Annotated in this window: 8 protein-coding genes and 1 pseudogene; 4 read left to right on the plus strand and 5 right to left on the minus strand. The window is 52.9% G+C overall.

Annotated features, from left to right (window positions below):
- Positions 1-3 precede the first annotated feature (3 nt).
- Entirely contained in the window at positions 4-1,116 is a 1,113-nt protein-coding gene (locus DB48_RS03200) for an aminotransferase class V-fold PLP-dependent enzyme (protein ID WP_041508883.1), read from the plus strand.
- Between the two features lie 85 nt (positions 1,117-1,201).
- On the opposite strand, the gene DB48_RS03205 is transcribed toward DB48_RS03200, so the two are convergent.
- The gene (locus tag DB48_RS03205; RefSeq protein WP_041508884.1) at positions 1,202-2,026 is read right to left on the minus strand and encodes an N-acetyl-ornithine deacetylase; all 825 of its coding nucleotides are present in this window, start codon (positions 2,024-2,026) and stop codon (positions 1,202-1,204) included.
- A gap of 615 nt (positions 2,027-2,641) precedes the next feature.
- Entirely contained in the window at positions 2,642-4,051 is a 1,410-nt protein-coding gene (gene glnA / locus DB48_RS03210; RefSeq protein WP_041508885.1) for a glutamate--ammonia ligase, read from the minus strand.
- A 368-nt stretch (positions 4,052-4,419) separates the two neighbouring features.
- Between glnA and typA the strand changes: the two are divergent.
- From typA to DB48_RS03225, 3 genes and pseudogenes are all read left to right on the plus strand, one after another.
- Positions 4,420-6,242 (plus strand): annotated as a pseudogene (gene typA, locus DB48_RS03215) (translational GTPase TypA).
- Positions 6,243-6,735: 493 nt separating this feature from the next.
- Positions 6,736-7,905, plus strand: coding sequence for a patatin-like phospholipase family protein (locus tag DB48_RS03220; RefSeq protein ID WP_041508886.1), 1,170 nt, complete (start codon positions 6,736-6,738; stop codon positions 7,903-7,905).
- A 57-nt stretch (positions 7,906-7,962) separates the two neighbouring features.
- Complete coding sequence (locus DB48_RS03225) at positions 7,963-8,397, plus strand: hypothetical protein (RefSeq protein WP_041508887.1); 435 nt, start codon at positions 7,963-7,965, stop codon at positions 8,395-8,397.
- 1,023 nt (positions 8,398-9,420) lie between these two features.
- On the opposite strand, the gene DB48_RS03230 is transcribed toward DB48_RS03225, so the two are convergent.
- From DB48_RS03230 to DB48_RS03240, 3 genes are all read right to left on the minus strand, one after another.
- Complete coding sequence (locus tag DB48_RS03230; protein ID WP_052813636.1) at positions 9,421-10,890, minus strand: phospholipase D family protein; 1,470 nt, start codon at positions 10,888-10,890, stop codon at positions 9,421-9,423.
- A 73-nt stretch (positions 10,891-10,963) separates the two neighbouring features.
- Positions 10,964-13,051, minus strand: a complete 2,088-nt coding sequence (locus DB48_RS03235; RefSeq protein WP_041508889.1) for a carboxylesterase family protein — start codon at positions 13,049-13,051, stop codon at positions 10,964-10,966.
- A gap of 274 nt (positions 13,052-13,325) precedes the next feature.
- Positions 13,326-15,017: a hypothetical protein gene (locus DB48_RS03240; protein ID WP_041508890.1), complete on the minus strand. Its 1,692-nt coding sequence runs from the start codon at positions 15,015-15,017 to the stop codon at positions 13,326-13,328.
- Positions 15,018-15,199 lie beyond the last annotated feature (182 nt).

Genomic DNA, 15,199 nt, shown 5'->3' on the forward strand with positions numbered 1-15,199 from the left:
AGCATGTACCAGAATGATTTTGAGATGCCCAAGTCGGTCTACCTGTTAAATCACTCGGTGGGCAGGCCACTTAAGAGTCTGCGTCAGGCGTTCGATGAGCGCTTCTTCCTGCCCTGGCAGGGTTCGGGGCGCGAGCCCTGGGGGGATTGGCTGTCTGTGGTAGAGGATTTTCGTGCCCAGCTGGCCAGGCTGTTTAACAGTGAGGCCAGGCTGTTTTGTCCTCAGGTTAACCTCTCCAGCGGATTGACCAAGCTGGTGCAGTCCCTGCCTAGGTTGAGACATCCTGGCGCCGTGATCCTGATGAGCGAGAACGACTTTCCCAGCATGGGATTTGCCCTGCAACAGGCGCTGCCCGAGGCGCAGATACGTTTCATTCCCGCGGAGCTGGATGTGAGTCTGCCCGAGGTGTGGCAGGCCTATCTGACCGACGATATCGATCTGGTGTTTATCAGCCATGCCTATTCTAATACCGGGCAGCAGGCGCCGCTGGATTATCTGGTGCCTAAGGTGCGTCAGTTGGGGGCCTTGTCTGTGGTGGATGTGGCCCAGGCCGCCGGGGTATTACCTCTGGATCTTAGTGTGCTTGAGCCAGACTTCATACTGGGTTCCAGCGTTAAATGGCTCTGCGGCGGGCCGGGGGCGGCCTATCTCTGGGTCAATGCCGAGCAGCTGGCGCATTGCTCGCCCCAGGACGTGGGCTGGTTTAGCCATGAGAACCCCTTCGAGTTCGATATTTATCACTTTCGCTATCACGACTCGGCGCTCAAGTTTTGGGGCGGCACGCCTTCGGTGGCACCCTACGCCATCGCGGCCCACAGCATTGGCTATTTCGCCGAGCTGGGGGCGAACAAGGTGCGCCAGCATAACCTGATGCAGCTGCAGCGTATCTGGAATCAAGTGGGCGAGGCTCTGGTGTCGCCCTCAGACTCTGCTCGCTGCAGCGGCACAGCCATCTTGAATTTTGGCGCGGCGCAGCAACAGGTGGTCGAGGCGCTGACTCAGGCCGATATCAGCCTGGATGTGCGTAAGCAGGGGATGCGTATCTCGCCGCATATTTACAATGGTGAGCAGGACATGCAGCGGCTATTGGAGGCCCTAGTCCCCTTCTGCCGTTAGTGGAAAGCCCTGAGTGCTGACAAGAAGCCAGGCCTAGTGCCTGGCTTTTTTATGGGCGTCAGATCTTAGTGTATAGCCTATGTTTCTAGCGCCTCGCCAGACTCAACTCGACGAAGCGTTTGATGATGGCGGCATTGGCCAGGATGCGCTGGTCGAAACCTTGTTGGCCAGGGGTTTCGCTACACACGCCGACGCTGGCGCCCAGCCGTACCAGGAAGGCCTCGAAGGAGAGGTCGAAGTGGTTGAAGATGATGCCATCTTTGACCGGGCAGTCGTCGATCAAGCCATCCTGGGCGATAGGGAAATAGTGCCCCAGGGCGTCACGCAGCTCACGGCTGAATTGGCCGGGGTGCTGGTTGGCCTCGAAGGAGTAGATGTAGGTGTCTGTCAGCAGCACATCTTCGTGGCAGGTGAGGATGCCATCTTTACTGGCGGCGGCCAGCAGCTGAGAGTGGGCCAGGAGGATCTCGCCCTCACTCGAGGTGTCTTGATTGCTGACGCCGCGGCCGTTTTCTAACACGAAGCCGCGATTAGGGTTCTGTCCCAGCTTGTTGAACCTGTGGCCGCGCTTGAAACCGGTAGGGTTTACCAGAGGCAGCAGGCTGAGGTTGATCTGGCTAAATAGCTCAGGCTCCAGTTCGTTGAGGAAGTAGAGCAGTCCCCAGGGGCCGGCGGCCTCCTCGCCATGGAAACCTGCACTGATCAGAATAGAGGGCTGATCTGCCTTCTGCGCCGGTGACTGATACAGTTCCAGCGGATGTGGCCCGGCATCGCCCAGCTTGCGCGCCTGTAGCCCAAGGCGACTCGCCTGTTCGGCCAGGCGGGTATAGAAGCTGCTGATATCATTGCTCTGACAGCTAAAAATATCGCTGTGCCAGGTGTAAGACTGGAAGGGATCGCGGCTAGACATAATGGGATTCTAAGGTAAGTGATTCGGCGTGATCATGATAGCAGTTTGGCCATAAAGATAAATCAATTTTATGCCCGTCGTCAGGCGCTTAAATTAGGCTTAGCCCTCTGATTAACAGACATAAAAAAGCCGCCTTAAGCGGCGGCTTCCTCAAGCTGTGAGCAGAACTTAAAGGCAAGGATGACAGGCAAGAGTTACAGGTTTTAGTAAAGTTCGAACTCAGCTGGGTGAGTAGTGCGAGAAACGGTCTCAGTTTCTGCTGTCATCGATGCGATACATGGCAAGCATCGATGAAGTCTTTGCCGGAGCATTCTGGGGGCAGGACTGTCAATCACAGATATAAAAAAGCCGCCTAAGCGGCGGCTTCTTCAAGCTGTGAGCGAACTTACAGGCAAGGATGACAGGCAAGAGTTACAGGTTTTAGTAAAGCTCGAACTCAGCTGGGTGAGTGGTGCGTGCCACTTTCTCTGCTTCTGCTGTCATCGGTGCGATACATGGCAAGCATCGATGAAGTCTTTGCCGGAGCGTTCTGGGGGCAGGAGCGTCAGTCACAGACATAAAAAAGCCGCCTAAGTGGCGGCTTCTTCAAGCTATAAGCGGACTTACAGGCAAGGATTACAGGCTGTAGTAAAGCTCGAATTCAGCTGGGTGAGTAGTGCGAGAAACGGTTTCAGCTTCTGCTGTCTTCAGGGCGATATAAGAGTCGATGAAGTCATCAGAGAATACGCCGCCCTTAGTCAGGAACTCACGGTCTGCATCCAGGTTCTCCAGCGCATTTTCCAGTGAAGTCGCAACCTGTGGGATCTCAGCCGCTTCTTCGGCTGGCAGATCGTACAGATCTTTGTCCATGGCTTCGCCTGGGTGGATCTTGTTCTGGATACCGTCAAGACCAGCCATCAGCAGTGCAGCGAACGCCAGGTATGGGTTAGCCGTTGGATCTGGGAAGCGAGTCTCGATACGACGAGCCTTAGGGCTTGGCACTACTGGGATACGGATAGACGCAGAGCGGTTACGTGCCGAGTAGGCCAGCATTACTGGTGCTTCGAAGTGAGGCACAAGACGCTTGTATGAGTTGGTGCTTGGGTTAGTGAAGGCGTTCAGCGCGCGAGCGTGCTTGATGATACCGCCGATGTAGTAAAGTGCAGTTTCACTCAGACCCGCATACTTGTCACCAGAGAAGAGGTTAACACCGTCTTTAGCCAGTGATTGGTGAACGTGCATGCCGCTACCGTTGTCGCCAACGATTGGCTTAGGCATGAAGGTCGCAGTCTTACCGTAAGCGTGGGCCATGTTGTGAACCACATACTTAAGGATTTGGATTTCGTCGGCTTTTTCAGTCAGCTTGTTGAAGCGAGTCGCGATCTCGTTCTGACCGGCAGTCGCCACCTCGTGGTGGTGAGCCTCAACTACCTGACCCATCTCTTCCAGTACTAGACACATGGCGCTACGGAGATCTTGTGAAGAGTCAACCGGTGCTACTGGGAAGTAACCGCCTTTCACGAATGGACGGTGACCTGTGTTGCCGTCTTCGTAGTGAGTGCCTGAGTTCCAAGCCGCTTCTTTGGCGTCTAGCTTAACGAAACAGCCAGACATGTCGGTGCCGAACTTAACGTCGTCAAACAGGAAGAACTCTGGCTCAGGACCAATGAGTACGGTATCGGCGATGCCGGTAGAGATCAGGTACTCTTCGGCTTTCTTAGCGATAGAGCGTGGGTCGCGGTCGTAACCAGTCATAGTGCCTGGCTCAAGAATGTCACAGCGGATCAGGGCAGTGGTTTCTTCGGTGAACGGGTCTAGTACGAAGGTCGTTGGGTCTGGCATCAGTACCATGTCTGATTCGTTAATGCCTTTCCAACCAGCAATAGATGAACCGTCGAACATTTTACCGTCTTCAAAGAAATCGGCATCAACCTGGTGAGCAGGAATAGATACGTGCTGCTCTTTACCTTTAGTATCGGTAAAACGCAAATCAACAAACTTAACTTCAAGTTCTTCTAGTTGTTGTAAAACTGATTCAACTGACATTCTAAAGTCTCCGAGTAGAGTAGAGGGGATGCCCTTCTTATATCATTCAGCGTTGCGACCAACGCGGTTCTGGCATGAGTAAAGCGAGACTCGTGCCAAAAGTTTAAAGTATTGATTTTTATGGGAACGATAAAGCAGGCGGGTGGCGGAAATCTCGATATTGCACCATAAAGGTGCATTGATTGCCTCTTAATGGTGCGCTCACCAAGATGGTGCGCACCAATATAAACATGACTATTCATAGCTGACTAAAAAATAATCCTGTGCGAGAGCCCCTCGCTAGAGTAGAATGGCACGTTTTTTATTGCAACAGCTATTATTAGGGCTGTTATCAATACCCTATTTTTTCGATGGTAAGAGGTTTATCCGTGTTAGAGAATTTACGTAACATCGCCATTATTGCACACGTTGACCATGGTAAGACGACCCTGGTTGATAAGCTGCTGGCACAGTCTGGAACCCTTGAGACTCGAGGAGAGGCCGCTGAGCGGGTGATGGATTCCAACGATCTTGAAAAGGAACGTGGAATCACGATTCTGGCGAAGAATACTGCCATCAAGTGGAACGACTACCGTATCAACATCGTTGATACCCCTGGCCACGCCGACTTCGGTGGCGAGGTTGAGCGTGTACTTTCTATGGTTGACTGTGTGCTACTGCTAGTTGATGCGGTCGATGGTCCAATGCCACAGACACGTTTCGTGACTAAGAAAGCCTTCGCTCAAGGCCTTAAGCCTATCGTAGTGATCAACAAGATCGACCGTCCGGGCGCTCGCCCTGATTGGGTTATCGATCAGGTATTCGATCTGTTCGACAACCTGGGTGCTACCGATGAGCAGCTGGACTTCCCAATCGTTTATGCCTCTGCACTGAACGGCTTCGCTACCCTAGATCCTGAAGAGACTGGCACCGACATGACGCCACTGTTCGAGACTATCGTCGAGAAGTGTCTTCACCTGATGCCGATGCCGAAGGTGCTTTCCAGATGCAGATCTCTCAGCTGGACTACAACTCATACGTGGGCGTTATCGGCGTAGGCCGTATCAAGCGCGGTAGCGTTAAGGTTAACCAGCAGGTTACCGTAGTGGCGGCCGATGGCACCACACGTAACGGCAAGATCGGCCAGGTACTCGGCTACATGGGTCTGGACCGTCACGAAGTTGAGGAGGCAAACGCCGGCGACATCGTGGCTATTACCGGTCTGGGCGAGCTGAAGATCTCCGACACCATCTGTGCCGTGGGCAACGCCGAAGCCTTGCCACCTCTGTCTGTTGACGAGCCAACACTGACCATGACCTTCCAGGTAAACACCTCTCCGTTCGCGGGTAAAGAAGGTAAGTATGTGACCTCGCGTAACATCCTTGAGCGTCTGCAACAGGAGCTGGTACACAACGTGGCACTGCGCGTCGAAGAGACCGAGAGCCCGGATCGTTTCCGCGTATCAGGCCGTGGTGAGCTTCACCTGTCTATCCTGATCGAAAACATGCGTCGTGAAGGCTACGAGCTGGCCGTATCACGTCCAGAAGTTATCGTTAAAGAGATCGACGGCGAGAAGTGCGAGCCATACGAAACCCTAACCGTAGACGTTGAAGAAGAGCATCAAGGTGCGGTTATCGAGAAGCTAGGTACCCGTAAAGCTGATATGCGTGACATGCAGCCAGATGGCAAGGGTCGTATCCGTATCGACTTCATCATTCCTAGCCGTGGCCTGATCGGTTTCCAAACCGAGTTCATGACAGCCACCTCAGGAACGGGTCTTATCTACCACTCATTCGACCATTATGGTCCTGTGAAGGGCGGTGAGATCGGTCAGCGTCAAAACGGTGTGTTGATCTCTAACGCTACCGGTAAGGCATTGACCTTCGCCCTGTTCGGTCTGCAAGACCGTGGTCGTCTGATGATCGGTCACGCCGCCGAGGTTTATGAAGGCCAGGTAGTGGGTATCCACTCTCGCGCTAACGACCTAACGGTTAACTGTCTGAAAGGTAAGCAGCTGACTAACATGCGTGCCTCGGGTACCGACGAAGCTCAGGTACTGACACCGCACATTCAGATGACTCTTGAGCAGGCGCTCGAGTTCATCGATGACGACGAATTGGTAGAAGTGACTCCGCTGAGCATCCGTGTGCGTAAGCGTCACCTGACCGAGAACGATCGTAAGCGTGCCAGCCGCGCCTCGAAAGACGCTTAACTTGGCCCGCACCTTTTAGGTGCAGCCGATTAGCCCTAAAACCCCGACCATGCAGATGGCCGGGGTTTTTTGTATCTGGCGTTAGCTGATTCAAAGTTATCGATTGCCTACCGCGGGTGCCGCCCGTGGATGTGTCAATGTCCTTAATTCTTCACCACCGTAGGCTTTAAGTTGCAATGAAGCTAAGGCCTTCAAATACACCCCATAAATTCAATTAAAAGCCAAAGGGCTCCCTGCCTTATCGAGCACTCCCCTAAAAACAGCCTAGATCTGCGAGCAAGGATTCCGCCTTGCTTCCTACCTAGATTTGTAGGGCGAGATCCTGCAAATGGGATTAATGCAGATCCTGTTAGTTGATTAAACTGTCGCCAATAGAGAGTGCCCCTGCCTGTCGATGAATGGCGATAGGGGCAATCAACTTGCGTGGCGAACTTGCTCTGCCTGTTCGTCGTTAACCGGAATAATCCTAACAAGATGTGAAGAGGAGTGCGTCATGAGGCGTCTACCCATTACTGTATTTTTGACCCTGTTTCTCGCGGCGTGCAGCTCAACGCATACGCTGGAAACTCGCGTCACTAAAGAAAACTATCGTACCGTGACCCTGGCGGCCGAGACTCAGCACCAGGCCGACGAACCCTATAGAGTCTGGGGCGATGATGCCTCGGATTTTCTCTTTAATGCCCAGGATGGATCGACCCCCCTTAAGGTCCAGGGCGACAGATTGAATATTCTCGCGCTGTCGGGTGGCGGTGCCAATGGGGCTTTCGGTGCCGGCATTATCAATGGTCTGTACGACAGCCAGCAGTTGCAGGATTACACAGTGATTACAGGGATCAGTGCTGGTTCGCTCATCGCGCCCTTTGTATTTGTTGGTGGTGACGAGATCCCGCGTCTCAAAGAGGTGATGCTTGGCATTAACGACAAGATGATCCTGGGGAAGCGCAACCTACTTAATACCCTGATTAAGGATGCCTTTACCAATGGTGAGCAGATGTTTGAGTTCATCGAACAGGTATACACCCCAGAGATGATTGAGCAGATAGCCCTGCAACATCAGGCCGGTCGTCGCCTGTTTATCGGCACCACGCATTTCGATTCGGAAGAGCTGGTGGTGTGGAACCTGGGGCGTATTGCCGAGAGTCACCTGCCAAATAAGGTGCACCTGATCCATCAGATTCTGGCGGCCAGCTCGTCTATTCCTGGGGTATTTCCACCTCAGTTTATCGAAGTAGAAGATCAAAATGAGCGTCTCGAAGAGCTGCATGTCGATGGTGGGCTGACGGTGCAGATGTTTTTCGAGGTGGTCAACATCGACTATCACAAGCTGAACCAGGCGCTCGGCCTATCTGAGGCCCCTCAGGTACATGTCATCCGCAATGGCATGCTGAAGATGCCTTATAAGAGCATCGAAGATAGAGGCGTTCAGTTGCTGCGTAGAAGCCTCTCCAGCATGACGATTCAGCAGGCGAAAGGCGATCTTTACCGTATGCTTTATTTCAGTGAAATGAGCGGCTTAGACCTGGAGTTTGCCTATATAGACGATGAGTTTGACGCCCCGAAAGCCACGAAAGATATGTTCGATTTCGAGTACATGCAGGCCTTGTATCAGTATGGCTATGACAAGGTGAGCAAGGATGAACTCTGGACGACCGAAGTTCCCTAGGAAGCAATTGATTAAATATGACCCCCAAGATGAAGGTTAAAAGATGAAGGTTAAAATATGAAGAAAACACTCTTATCGCTGACGATGATTGCACTGAGTACAGGTGCACTTGCTCAGGATGTGGATCGTCTCAGTAACGCGCAGTTGGCCGAGGAGATGAAACAACTGGTGACGGTTACCGAGGAGGCCGAGCTCTTTATCACGATAGATGAAGAGGCCAGCTTTGAAATGGTCGAGTACCGGGGTTTTATCACCGAGACCTACAGTGACATCTATGTCACGCGTCAGCAGGCCAAAGCCGATGGACTCGAGAAAACGGCTAAGTTCTATGTGTATGGCGAGAAAGATATCGATGAGCTGGGACATAAGATAGCCGAGCGTGTGGAGCGTGACAGACCAAGATTTTTCTCGGTGGATCTGTTTCGTGACTACCATGGCGATTCAGGGGAATTTAACTATGTCGCCCGAGTCATAGAATACAAGTCGTCATAGAATATAAGCCGTTACAGAATATAAGTCGTCATAGACGATAAATCGTCATAACAGTTTAAGCCCGCCGTCGTGCGGGCTTTTTGTTTGTCTTGTCTACTCCCTCAACGGATTGCCTTATCCCCGCTGGTTTCACTCTGCTATGCGGCTTAGCCGCCTGTCGTGGAGCTATCGCGCCGTCTTCTCTTTCCTAATATTGCCTTCATTGATCATGGAGGTCTGGTGCAGTTCATTGCCGTTTTTGGAGTGCTATGCCTGTGAGTGCTATGCCTGTGAGTGCTGGCCCGTGAATCTCTCGACTCGATGCTTTTTGATTTAGCGCCTTTCGACTTAATGCTTTTCTATTTAGCGCCTTTCTATTTAGCGCCTTTCGATTTAATGCATTTGCACCGAGTGCTTTCGAGCTAGAGGCTATGCTCTATGGCCTTGGCGCAGTTCTCTCTGGCGGCAATCTCTTAAGCAGCGCTATAACTGTGACTTGTCTTCACTGCCCTCTTAGCGAGAAGCCCTCAGTTTATGAGCCGACCATGAGTACGAGGGCGGCGGATCATGAGGAAGGCGAGAGGAGAGAGGAGAGAAGAGAGAGATTTAGCCCTGAGCTGCAATCGCAGAATACTCAACCTAAAACCCAAACCCAAGCACCAAGCACCGGCAGCCACTCGCCTATTGCTGATTGCTAGCGGATAGTCGCTAGTCGTCAGGTGCAGAAGAAGGCGCCAGTGGCGACTCGCAACCGATGGGAGACTCACGTTAGGAAGCCAGGGGGAGTTGGAGAGCCTGGATCTAGGCGCTAGGCGTCAAGGGCCGGGGTAGGCGCCAGGCATTGAGTACAGGTAATTGCGTACAGGGAGTAAAGCGTAGGGTGTAAAGCGTAGGGAGTAACGCCGTGGGGGTTAAGCGACAGGCGTTAGCCTTTAATAAAGGCTCACAGTGCCGCGCCTGACGCATGCACGAGCATGGGCGGAACTGGCCTGCCGGGGAGGATCTCGGTGGAGTGTCCCCGGCAAGTGTGGGTAGTGGAGAGGGTTAGAGCTCAAATTCGCCATCGAGCTGTCTGATAATCCAGTCGGGCAGCTTGTGCCAACCACCATAGTTTGGTGAGGCGTCGTGGGACTCCTCGCCCGATCGCCAGTTTATGCTGCCGTCGGGAGCCAGGGTGACATGCCAATAGAGATCTTCCCTCTTGGCCAGCAGGTATTGGGTCAAGGCCTGAGCAAACTCTGGGCTGTCGATGACCACGCCAAACTCGATGTTGAGAAAGTCCGAACGCGGGTCGAAATTGGACGAACCTATGTAAGCGAGTTTGTCGTCAAAGATGAAGGTCTTGTTGTGGTAGTAGGTGGCCACATGATAGAGATGATCCCTATTTATCGCGTCGTCCCTAAATTCATACAGATCGACCCCCATGGCCAGCAGCTCTGGGCGGTATTGCTCAAAGTAGGCGGGAATGAAGGCAGAATCGTTCGATGCCGATGAGTTGGTGATCAGGGTTACCGCGGCATCATGTTCGGTCAGGGTCTCTATAATCTTGAACTTATGCTGTGTCGGTATCATGTATGGTGTTGAAATCACAGCCTTATTGGCATTGACCAGGGTTTGGCTCATCAGGCGTTCCACCCGGGTCCTGAAATAGGGCTTGTTGTCTTTTACCTTATCCAGCGAGTCGAATACCGGAGTGACCCTGGCATGGATAAAGTGCATGGGGGCTAAGTTCGCCAGGGATTGCGAGATCGCCTCCAGAACAGGAGCTTGCTTCTCCTGGCTGCGCTGCCAAGCTCGGTTAAAGTCGTGGTAGTGCTTGTGCTTTCGGGTGTGGATAAGCGCTTCTATTGGAGTTACTAGCTCGCTGGTCCACAGTTGTTGATAGTTGGCCATAAACGGCTGAATAATATCGCCTCTGAACACCACATCCAGATCGAAGAAGTTCGCCTCCTGGCTATAGCCAAAATAGTCGTCGCCAATGTTGCGTCCACCTAAGATCATCAACTGACCATCGACGTTGAAGTACTTCTCATGCAGGCGATTGTCCAGCTGCGGCTTATGGCGCTGAAAGTCCAGGCTGCGCCCGAGCCACCCCGTCTTACGGGAGTTGAAGGGATTGAAGATGCGCAGCTCGATTGCCGGGTGTTGTGCCAGCTCAGCCAGCCAGGTTTCGTTGAAAACCAGGAGATCATCTAAGACGATGCGTACCTGAACGCCCCTATCCGCCGCCAGTTTCAACTCATTGAGCAGCATCAGGCCGGAGAGATCTTTATTCCAGGAGAAGTAGGTGATGTCGATACTCTGTTGGGCGTGGCGAATTGCCTCTATGCGACGCGCCAACGCCTCGCTCGCGCTGGGGATCAGATATACCTGTGCCTGATGGGGCTGGGCCTGCCAATTCGATTCAAAACCTGGCTCGACCTCTGGGTAGCTACCGGCACACCCGGTGAGTACCAGGCTGTAAAGGCATAGCAGTAACGCCATCAATTGGCGGCTTAGGGGAAATCTACTCATAGTTTGAGTACCTCGTTGAGAAAAAGGCCGGCTAGCGGTTAACCAGTCGGCCTTGGTGACGGGGATTCAAGGCTTATTTATCGAAGTAACTCATGATCAGGCCTAAGTCTTCCAGGCCGCTCAGACGACCGCCTCTTAGTTCGGGATCCTGAGCGCTATTTTGCTGTGCATCCCAGTCGGTGATAGGGGAGATCTCACCGTCGGCCTGAATGGTCAATACCCTGTCAGTGGCCGTATCGTATTGATAGTCGGCGAATAGCTCATCGCTAAACCAGACACGTGACAGAGTGTTCATCAGCTGCTGATCTTTGCTGCTTGGTTTTACCTGGCTGCCGGCCAAGTTGTATGGCTTGTTGAAGATGAAGGGCAGCTCTGTACCACTGCATATCTTGCCCATGCAACTGACTGACTTAACCAGATCGCCTGGGTAGATGCTTTCCCCTTCGTTGTATACGGTCCAGCTATTGAAGCTCGGCTTATAGGCAAACTGATACAAGCTGGTGGCCACCAGGCCCTGAACGCTGCTCTGCTTCGCCTTAACGTGAACCGGGCCGCTGAACAGTATGTCGTTGGTCAGTTGATTAAACTGCGCCATGTTGGCGACGGCGCCAGAGAGTTCACCCTCGTCGTTAGGGGCGTAATCGGTCAATGCAAACAACTTGTTAGCCAGCTCACCATTGCCTAAACCAAAGAAGAATTTCACTATGGCCTCGTAGGCGCTGCCAGGCAGCGTATCGCCAAGGTCTAGCTGTGCGGCAACTTGTTCAGGCGTGAGCTGTTGCAAGCGCTGCTGGAGTCGCTCCAGGTTGTCTTGAGACGCCAGCCAGGTTTGAATGGCCTGCGCCGACGGCTCTATCCCCTCTGGCGCCTCATTCATCTCTTTGATCAGCTCAATGACGGTTGGGATCAGTGAGGTGAGGCTCGGCAAGAAGCTGGCTGTGGCACTGTCGTTACTGTTAAAGCCGACGACCGTAGGTACTGTGTACTCGGTTTTTGCGGGCTGAGTGGTCAGGTGGTAGCCGCCAATTTCAGGCTTGAGGAATCCCGGGGCGCGATACTCTATGTAGGGCGCAAATGGCTTCAGGTGATGCTGTGGTGTCATCTCGCTGTCTAGCTTGTTGGCAAAACATAGGCCGCTACCAATCAGATCGCTGGTGTCGATACAGTCTATGCCTGACCAGGCGCCGACCGTCGACACAAGTCTGGTCGCTTTGGCTTGAACGGCCAGCAGCTCGGTAAGGCTGAGTTCCGCTAGGTTTTCGGTTTGGTACAGCGCTGCACTGTAGTCGGCCAACTTGTCGTTAAAGGTTTGTGCCTGGCCATAGGATTTGTAGTCGAATCCATAGCTGTTGCTCTGCATGATGGCGCGTCGGAAATAGGTGCCGGCAATGTTCTCCTGGGTTTGGCTCTGCTGTAAGATGCCCACTGACATGGCGCCCGCGTCCTGACCAATCAAGGTGACGTTGTCGGGATCGCCGCCAAAGAGGTCGATGTTTTGGTTTACCCACTCCAGCGCGCGTTTCTGATCGCCAAGGCCGAAGTTGCCTCCCTCTGGGGTCTTAGTGCCGTCGACCCAATGACTGCCTAAGAGTCCAAGACGATAGTTAAGCGTGACGGCAATAAATGGCTTACCATCCAGCGCGCCCTGAGCGACCACATTGTCGCCCTGCACCAGAGGTGAGGCGCCAGAGCCGACCTCAAAATCGCCGCCGTGAATAAACACATAAACGGGCAGTGCCGCTTCGGCTAGCGTATTTTCCGGGCGCCAGATATTGAGATTCAGGCAATCTTCCGACTGAGCCTGTTCTGTGGTGCGGTTCTGCGGGCAGGCATCGCCGAACTCGGTGGCATCTGTCACCGTGTCCAGGCTATTGAGCTGGCTATGTTCGAAACGAGCGGCACTGGCATAGGAGATGCCCTTGAAGGCCTCGAGCTCGACGCGCGCCGCCTCGCCCTGAAGATCGTCAACCACAACAGATTCTTTCATCGCGGTGATCTGCTGCTGGCCGATCTGCACATTTATCTGCTGGGCGGGTAGCGGCTCGACAGGTGCCGGTTTTTCGGGGATCGGCGGGTTGCCACCAGATTGGTCATCACCGCCACAGGCGGCTAACGACAGTGATACCAATACGGCTATGGTCGAGCGAGAAAATATGGTCATTTTAGACTCCATCTATCGGGATTTGGGTGAGCTGGGCTCATTTGATGGGGCTATGTTAGTTTGATTTTTGACCATTCAATAATCGGCTATGAAGGATCGAATCCTCACTTAACTGGAGGGCTTGATAGCACGGCAAATCAAGAGTTTGCGTCCTTCTTGCGAGTCTGGATGCCGAGCTTGGTTGGAGAGTCATGACACTGCAGATGTTGCCAAATGCTAGGCATAAAAAAACGACCCAATCTAACAGATTGAGTCGTTTTTGGAGCGGTGCAGGTTAGAAGCGATAACCCAGGTTGAGGGTGAAGGCGCTTCTGGTTTCGCCTTTGTTGTACAGGGCGGTCAAGTTGAGATTTTTACCTATCTGCTTGTTGAAACCTACCAGGTAGGCCCATTTGTTGAGTTCGACACCGACATTGTAAGTAAAGTCGCGTCCCAGGGCGTCTATGTAACCTAAGTTGCCTTCCATCGTCGGCTTGAGTCCCTGGTACTCGGCACCGACAAAGACCTGTGCACGATAGTCGAGGAACTGATAACCCAACATAGGTTGAATGGTTAAGATGCCATCGCCCCACTGGTCGTTGCCTTCCAGGCGCGTCTTACTGTAGCTCGCGGTCACCGAGGCGAAGAACTCTTTATAGCCTACCGACAGGGTGGTGCCCACGCCGACTAAGTCGTATTCGAGGTGCAGCGGTACGTTAAGCTCACCCGGCGAGCAGATATCCACCCCCTTGCTCGCCACTGCGGCACAAGCCAACTTGCCGCCGACTACCCCCAGTTTGTCTTCGAACACATCCTTCATCTTGCCGGTATAGTGGGCATCGACCACGGCATCGACATTGACCTTGCCAACGTAGCCGAACACGTTCCAGAAGGGTAATATGTTGACGTCGGCGCGCAGTGAATAGCTTTCGGCATTCACTGTACCGATCGAACTTTCCGGGTCAAAAAACTCGTCCAGATTCAATCCCATGATGTCGAAACTGCTGAAGCCGACATCCATATCCTGGTTGCGATAGGCCACCGAGAAACCGAAAGGCAGGGGGACATCAATACCGCGCTGGCGTACGAAGTCACCCAGGATGGGGAAGAGCCTGTCCAGGTCGACCTTCTCTTCGCGAATGCGCGGATCTGAGACAGTGCTCAGTAGCTCTTGATCCATCACCAGTACCCCTAGCATGTCGTCGTAGAAGGCGACAGGCTTCAGCTTGGCCATGTAATTCACAGATTTTTTGCCTTTCTGCCCTTTGGCCTGAATCGTCTTTTCCTTCACGACCGTCTTGCCATTGACCAGGGTATCGAAGCTGATGTCCTGTACATAGTCGGCCACGTGATAGTCATCATACTCGAAGGACTCGCCCTTGTTGGTGATCTGCATGGTGCTGGGCTTGCCGTCGATCAGGGTCAGGGTGACATGCATAAAACGAAAATAGGCGATATCTTGTGGCAAACCATATTTTGAGTAGTTAAAGCTAATCTCGACATGATTTGGGCTGATTTCATTGACCTTTAATGACGATTTGTCATAGCTGTCCATGTAATCTTTTAGGCGATACTCAATCTTGGTGATCGCCTCTATCTTAGCAATCACATCTTCTTCTTCGTCGAGCTTAGCCTGATCATACTTGATGCGCAGATCTATGTTGCCGCGGTTATCTGTGCTTTGCACCAGAAAGACCTCTGACTCATGGTTCTCGCCATCGACCTCGATGGAACGTTTAACGTGCTCAACCTGCTGATCGCCGTAGGTGAGAGAGCTGAGGCCTAGCTTGAGCAGCTCGTCTGTGATGCCATAACGCTCCAGTATCGACTGTGACGCATCGGCTGCTGCGGTTTGCGCCGCCTGTGGGGCTTCGGCATCGGCGTAGGCCGAGTTGCCAAAAGAGAGGGCCAGCGCTAAAGGAATCGCCTTAAGCATGGCTGTCTTGCCCGAAGTCATCTTGATGGTACGAAATTGAAGCTTTTGCATTCTGGAAACCCTTTTCGTTTGCCCAGTCTTGGTTTAACTGGCCGAACCCTGATGTAGGGCTCTTTGTTATTTGTTGAAGTGGTTCGACACAGGGTTGAGCTGCTCAATCTGTTATCGGTTTCTTCATTCGATGAGGGGATTTTATGAGCAGATGTGACAATTAAGTAATCGCCTTTGAAGGA

This window comes from Shewanella sp. cp20 (assembly GCF_000832025.1).
Lineage (GTDB): Bacteria > Pseudomonadota > Gammaproteobacteria > Enterobacterales > Shewanellaceae > Shewanella.

What these genes read in the sequence shown, in the direction of transcription:
- DB48_RS03200 (WP_041508883.1), top strand. Translation starts at nt 4, where the DNA reads ATGTACCAGAATGATTTTGAGATGCCCAAGTCGGTCTACCTGTTAAAT.
- DB48_RS03205 (WP_041508884.1), bottom strand. Translation starts at nt 2,026, where the DNA reads ATGTCTAGCCGCGATCCCTTCCAGTCTTACACCTGGCACAGCGATATT.
- glnA (WP_041508885.1), bottom strand. Translation starts at nt 4,051, where the DNA reads ATGTCAGTTGAATCAGTTTTACAACAACTAGAAGAACTTGAAGTTAAG.
- DB48_RS03220 (WP_041508886.1), top strand. Translation starts at nt 6,736, where the DNA reads ATGAGGCGTCTACCCATTACTGTATTTTTGACCCTGTTTCTCGCGGCG.
- DB48_RS03225 (WP_041508887.1), top strand. Translation starts at nt 7,963, where the DNA reads ATGAAGAAAACACTCTTATCGCTGACGATGATTGCACTGAGTACAGGT.
- DB48_RS03230 (WP_052813636.1), bottom strand. Translation starts at nt 10,890, where the DNA reads ATGAGTAGATTTCCCCTAAGCCGCCAATTGATGGCGTTACTGCTATGC.
- DB48_RS03235 (WP_041508889.1), bottom strand. Translation starts at nt 13,051, where the DNA reads ATGACCATATTTTCTCGCTCGACCATAGCCGTATTGGTATCACTGTCG.
- DB48_RS03240 (WP_041508890.1), bottom strand. Translation starts at nt 15,017, where the DNA reads ATGCAAAAGCTTCAATTTCGTACCATCAAGATGACTTCGGGCAAGACA.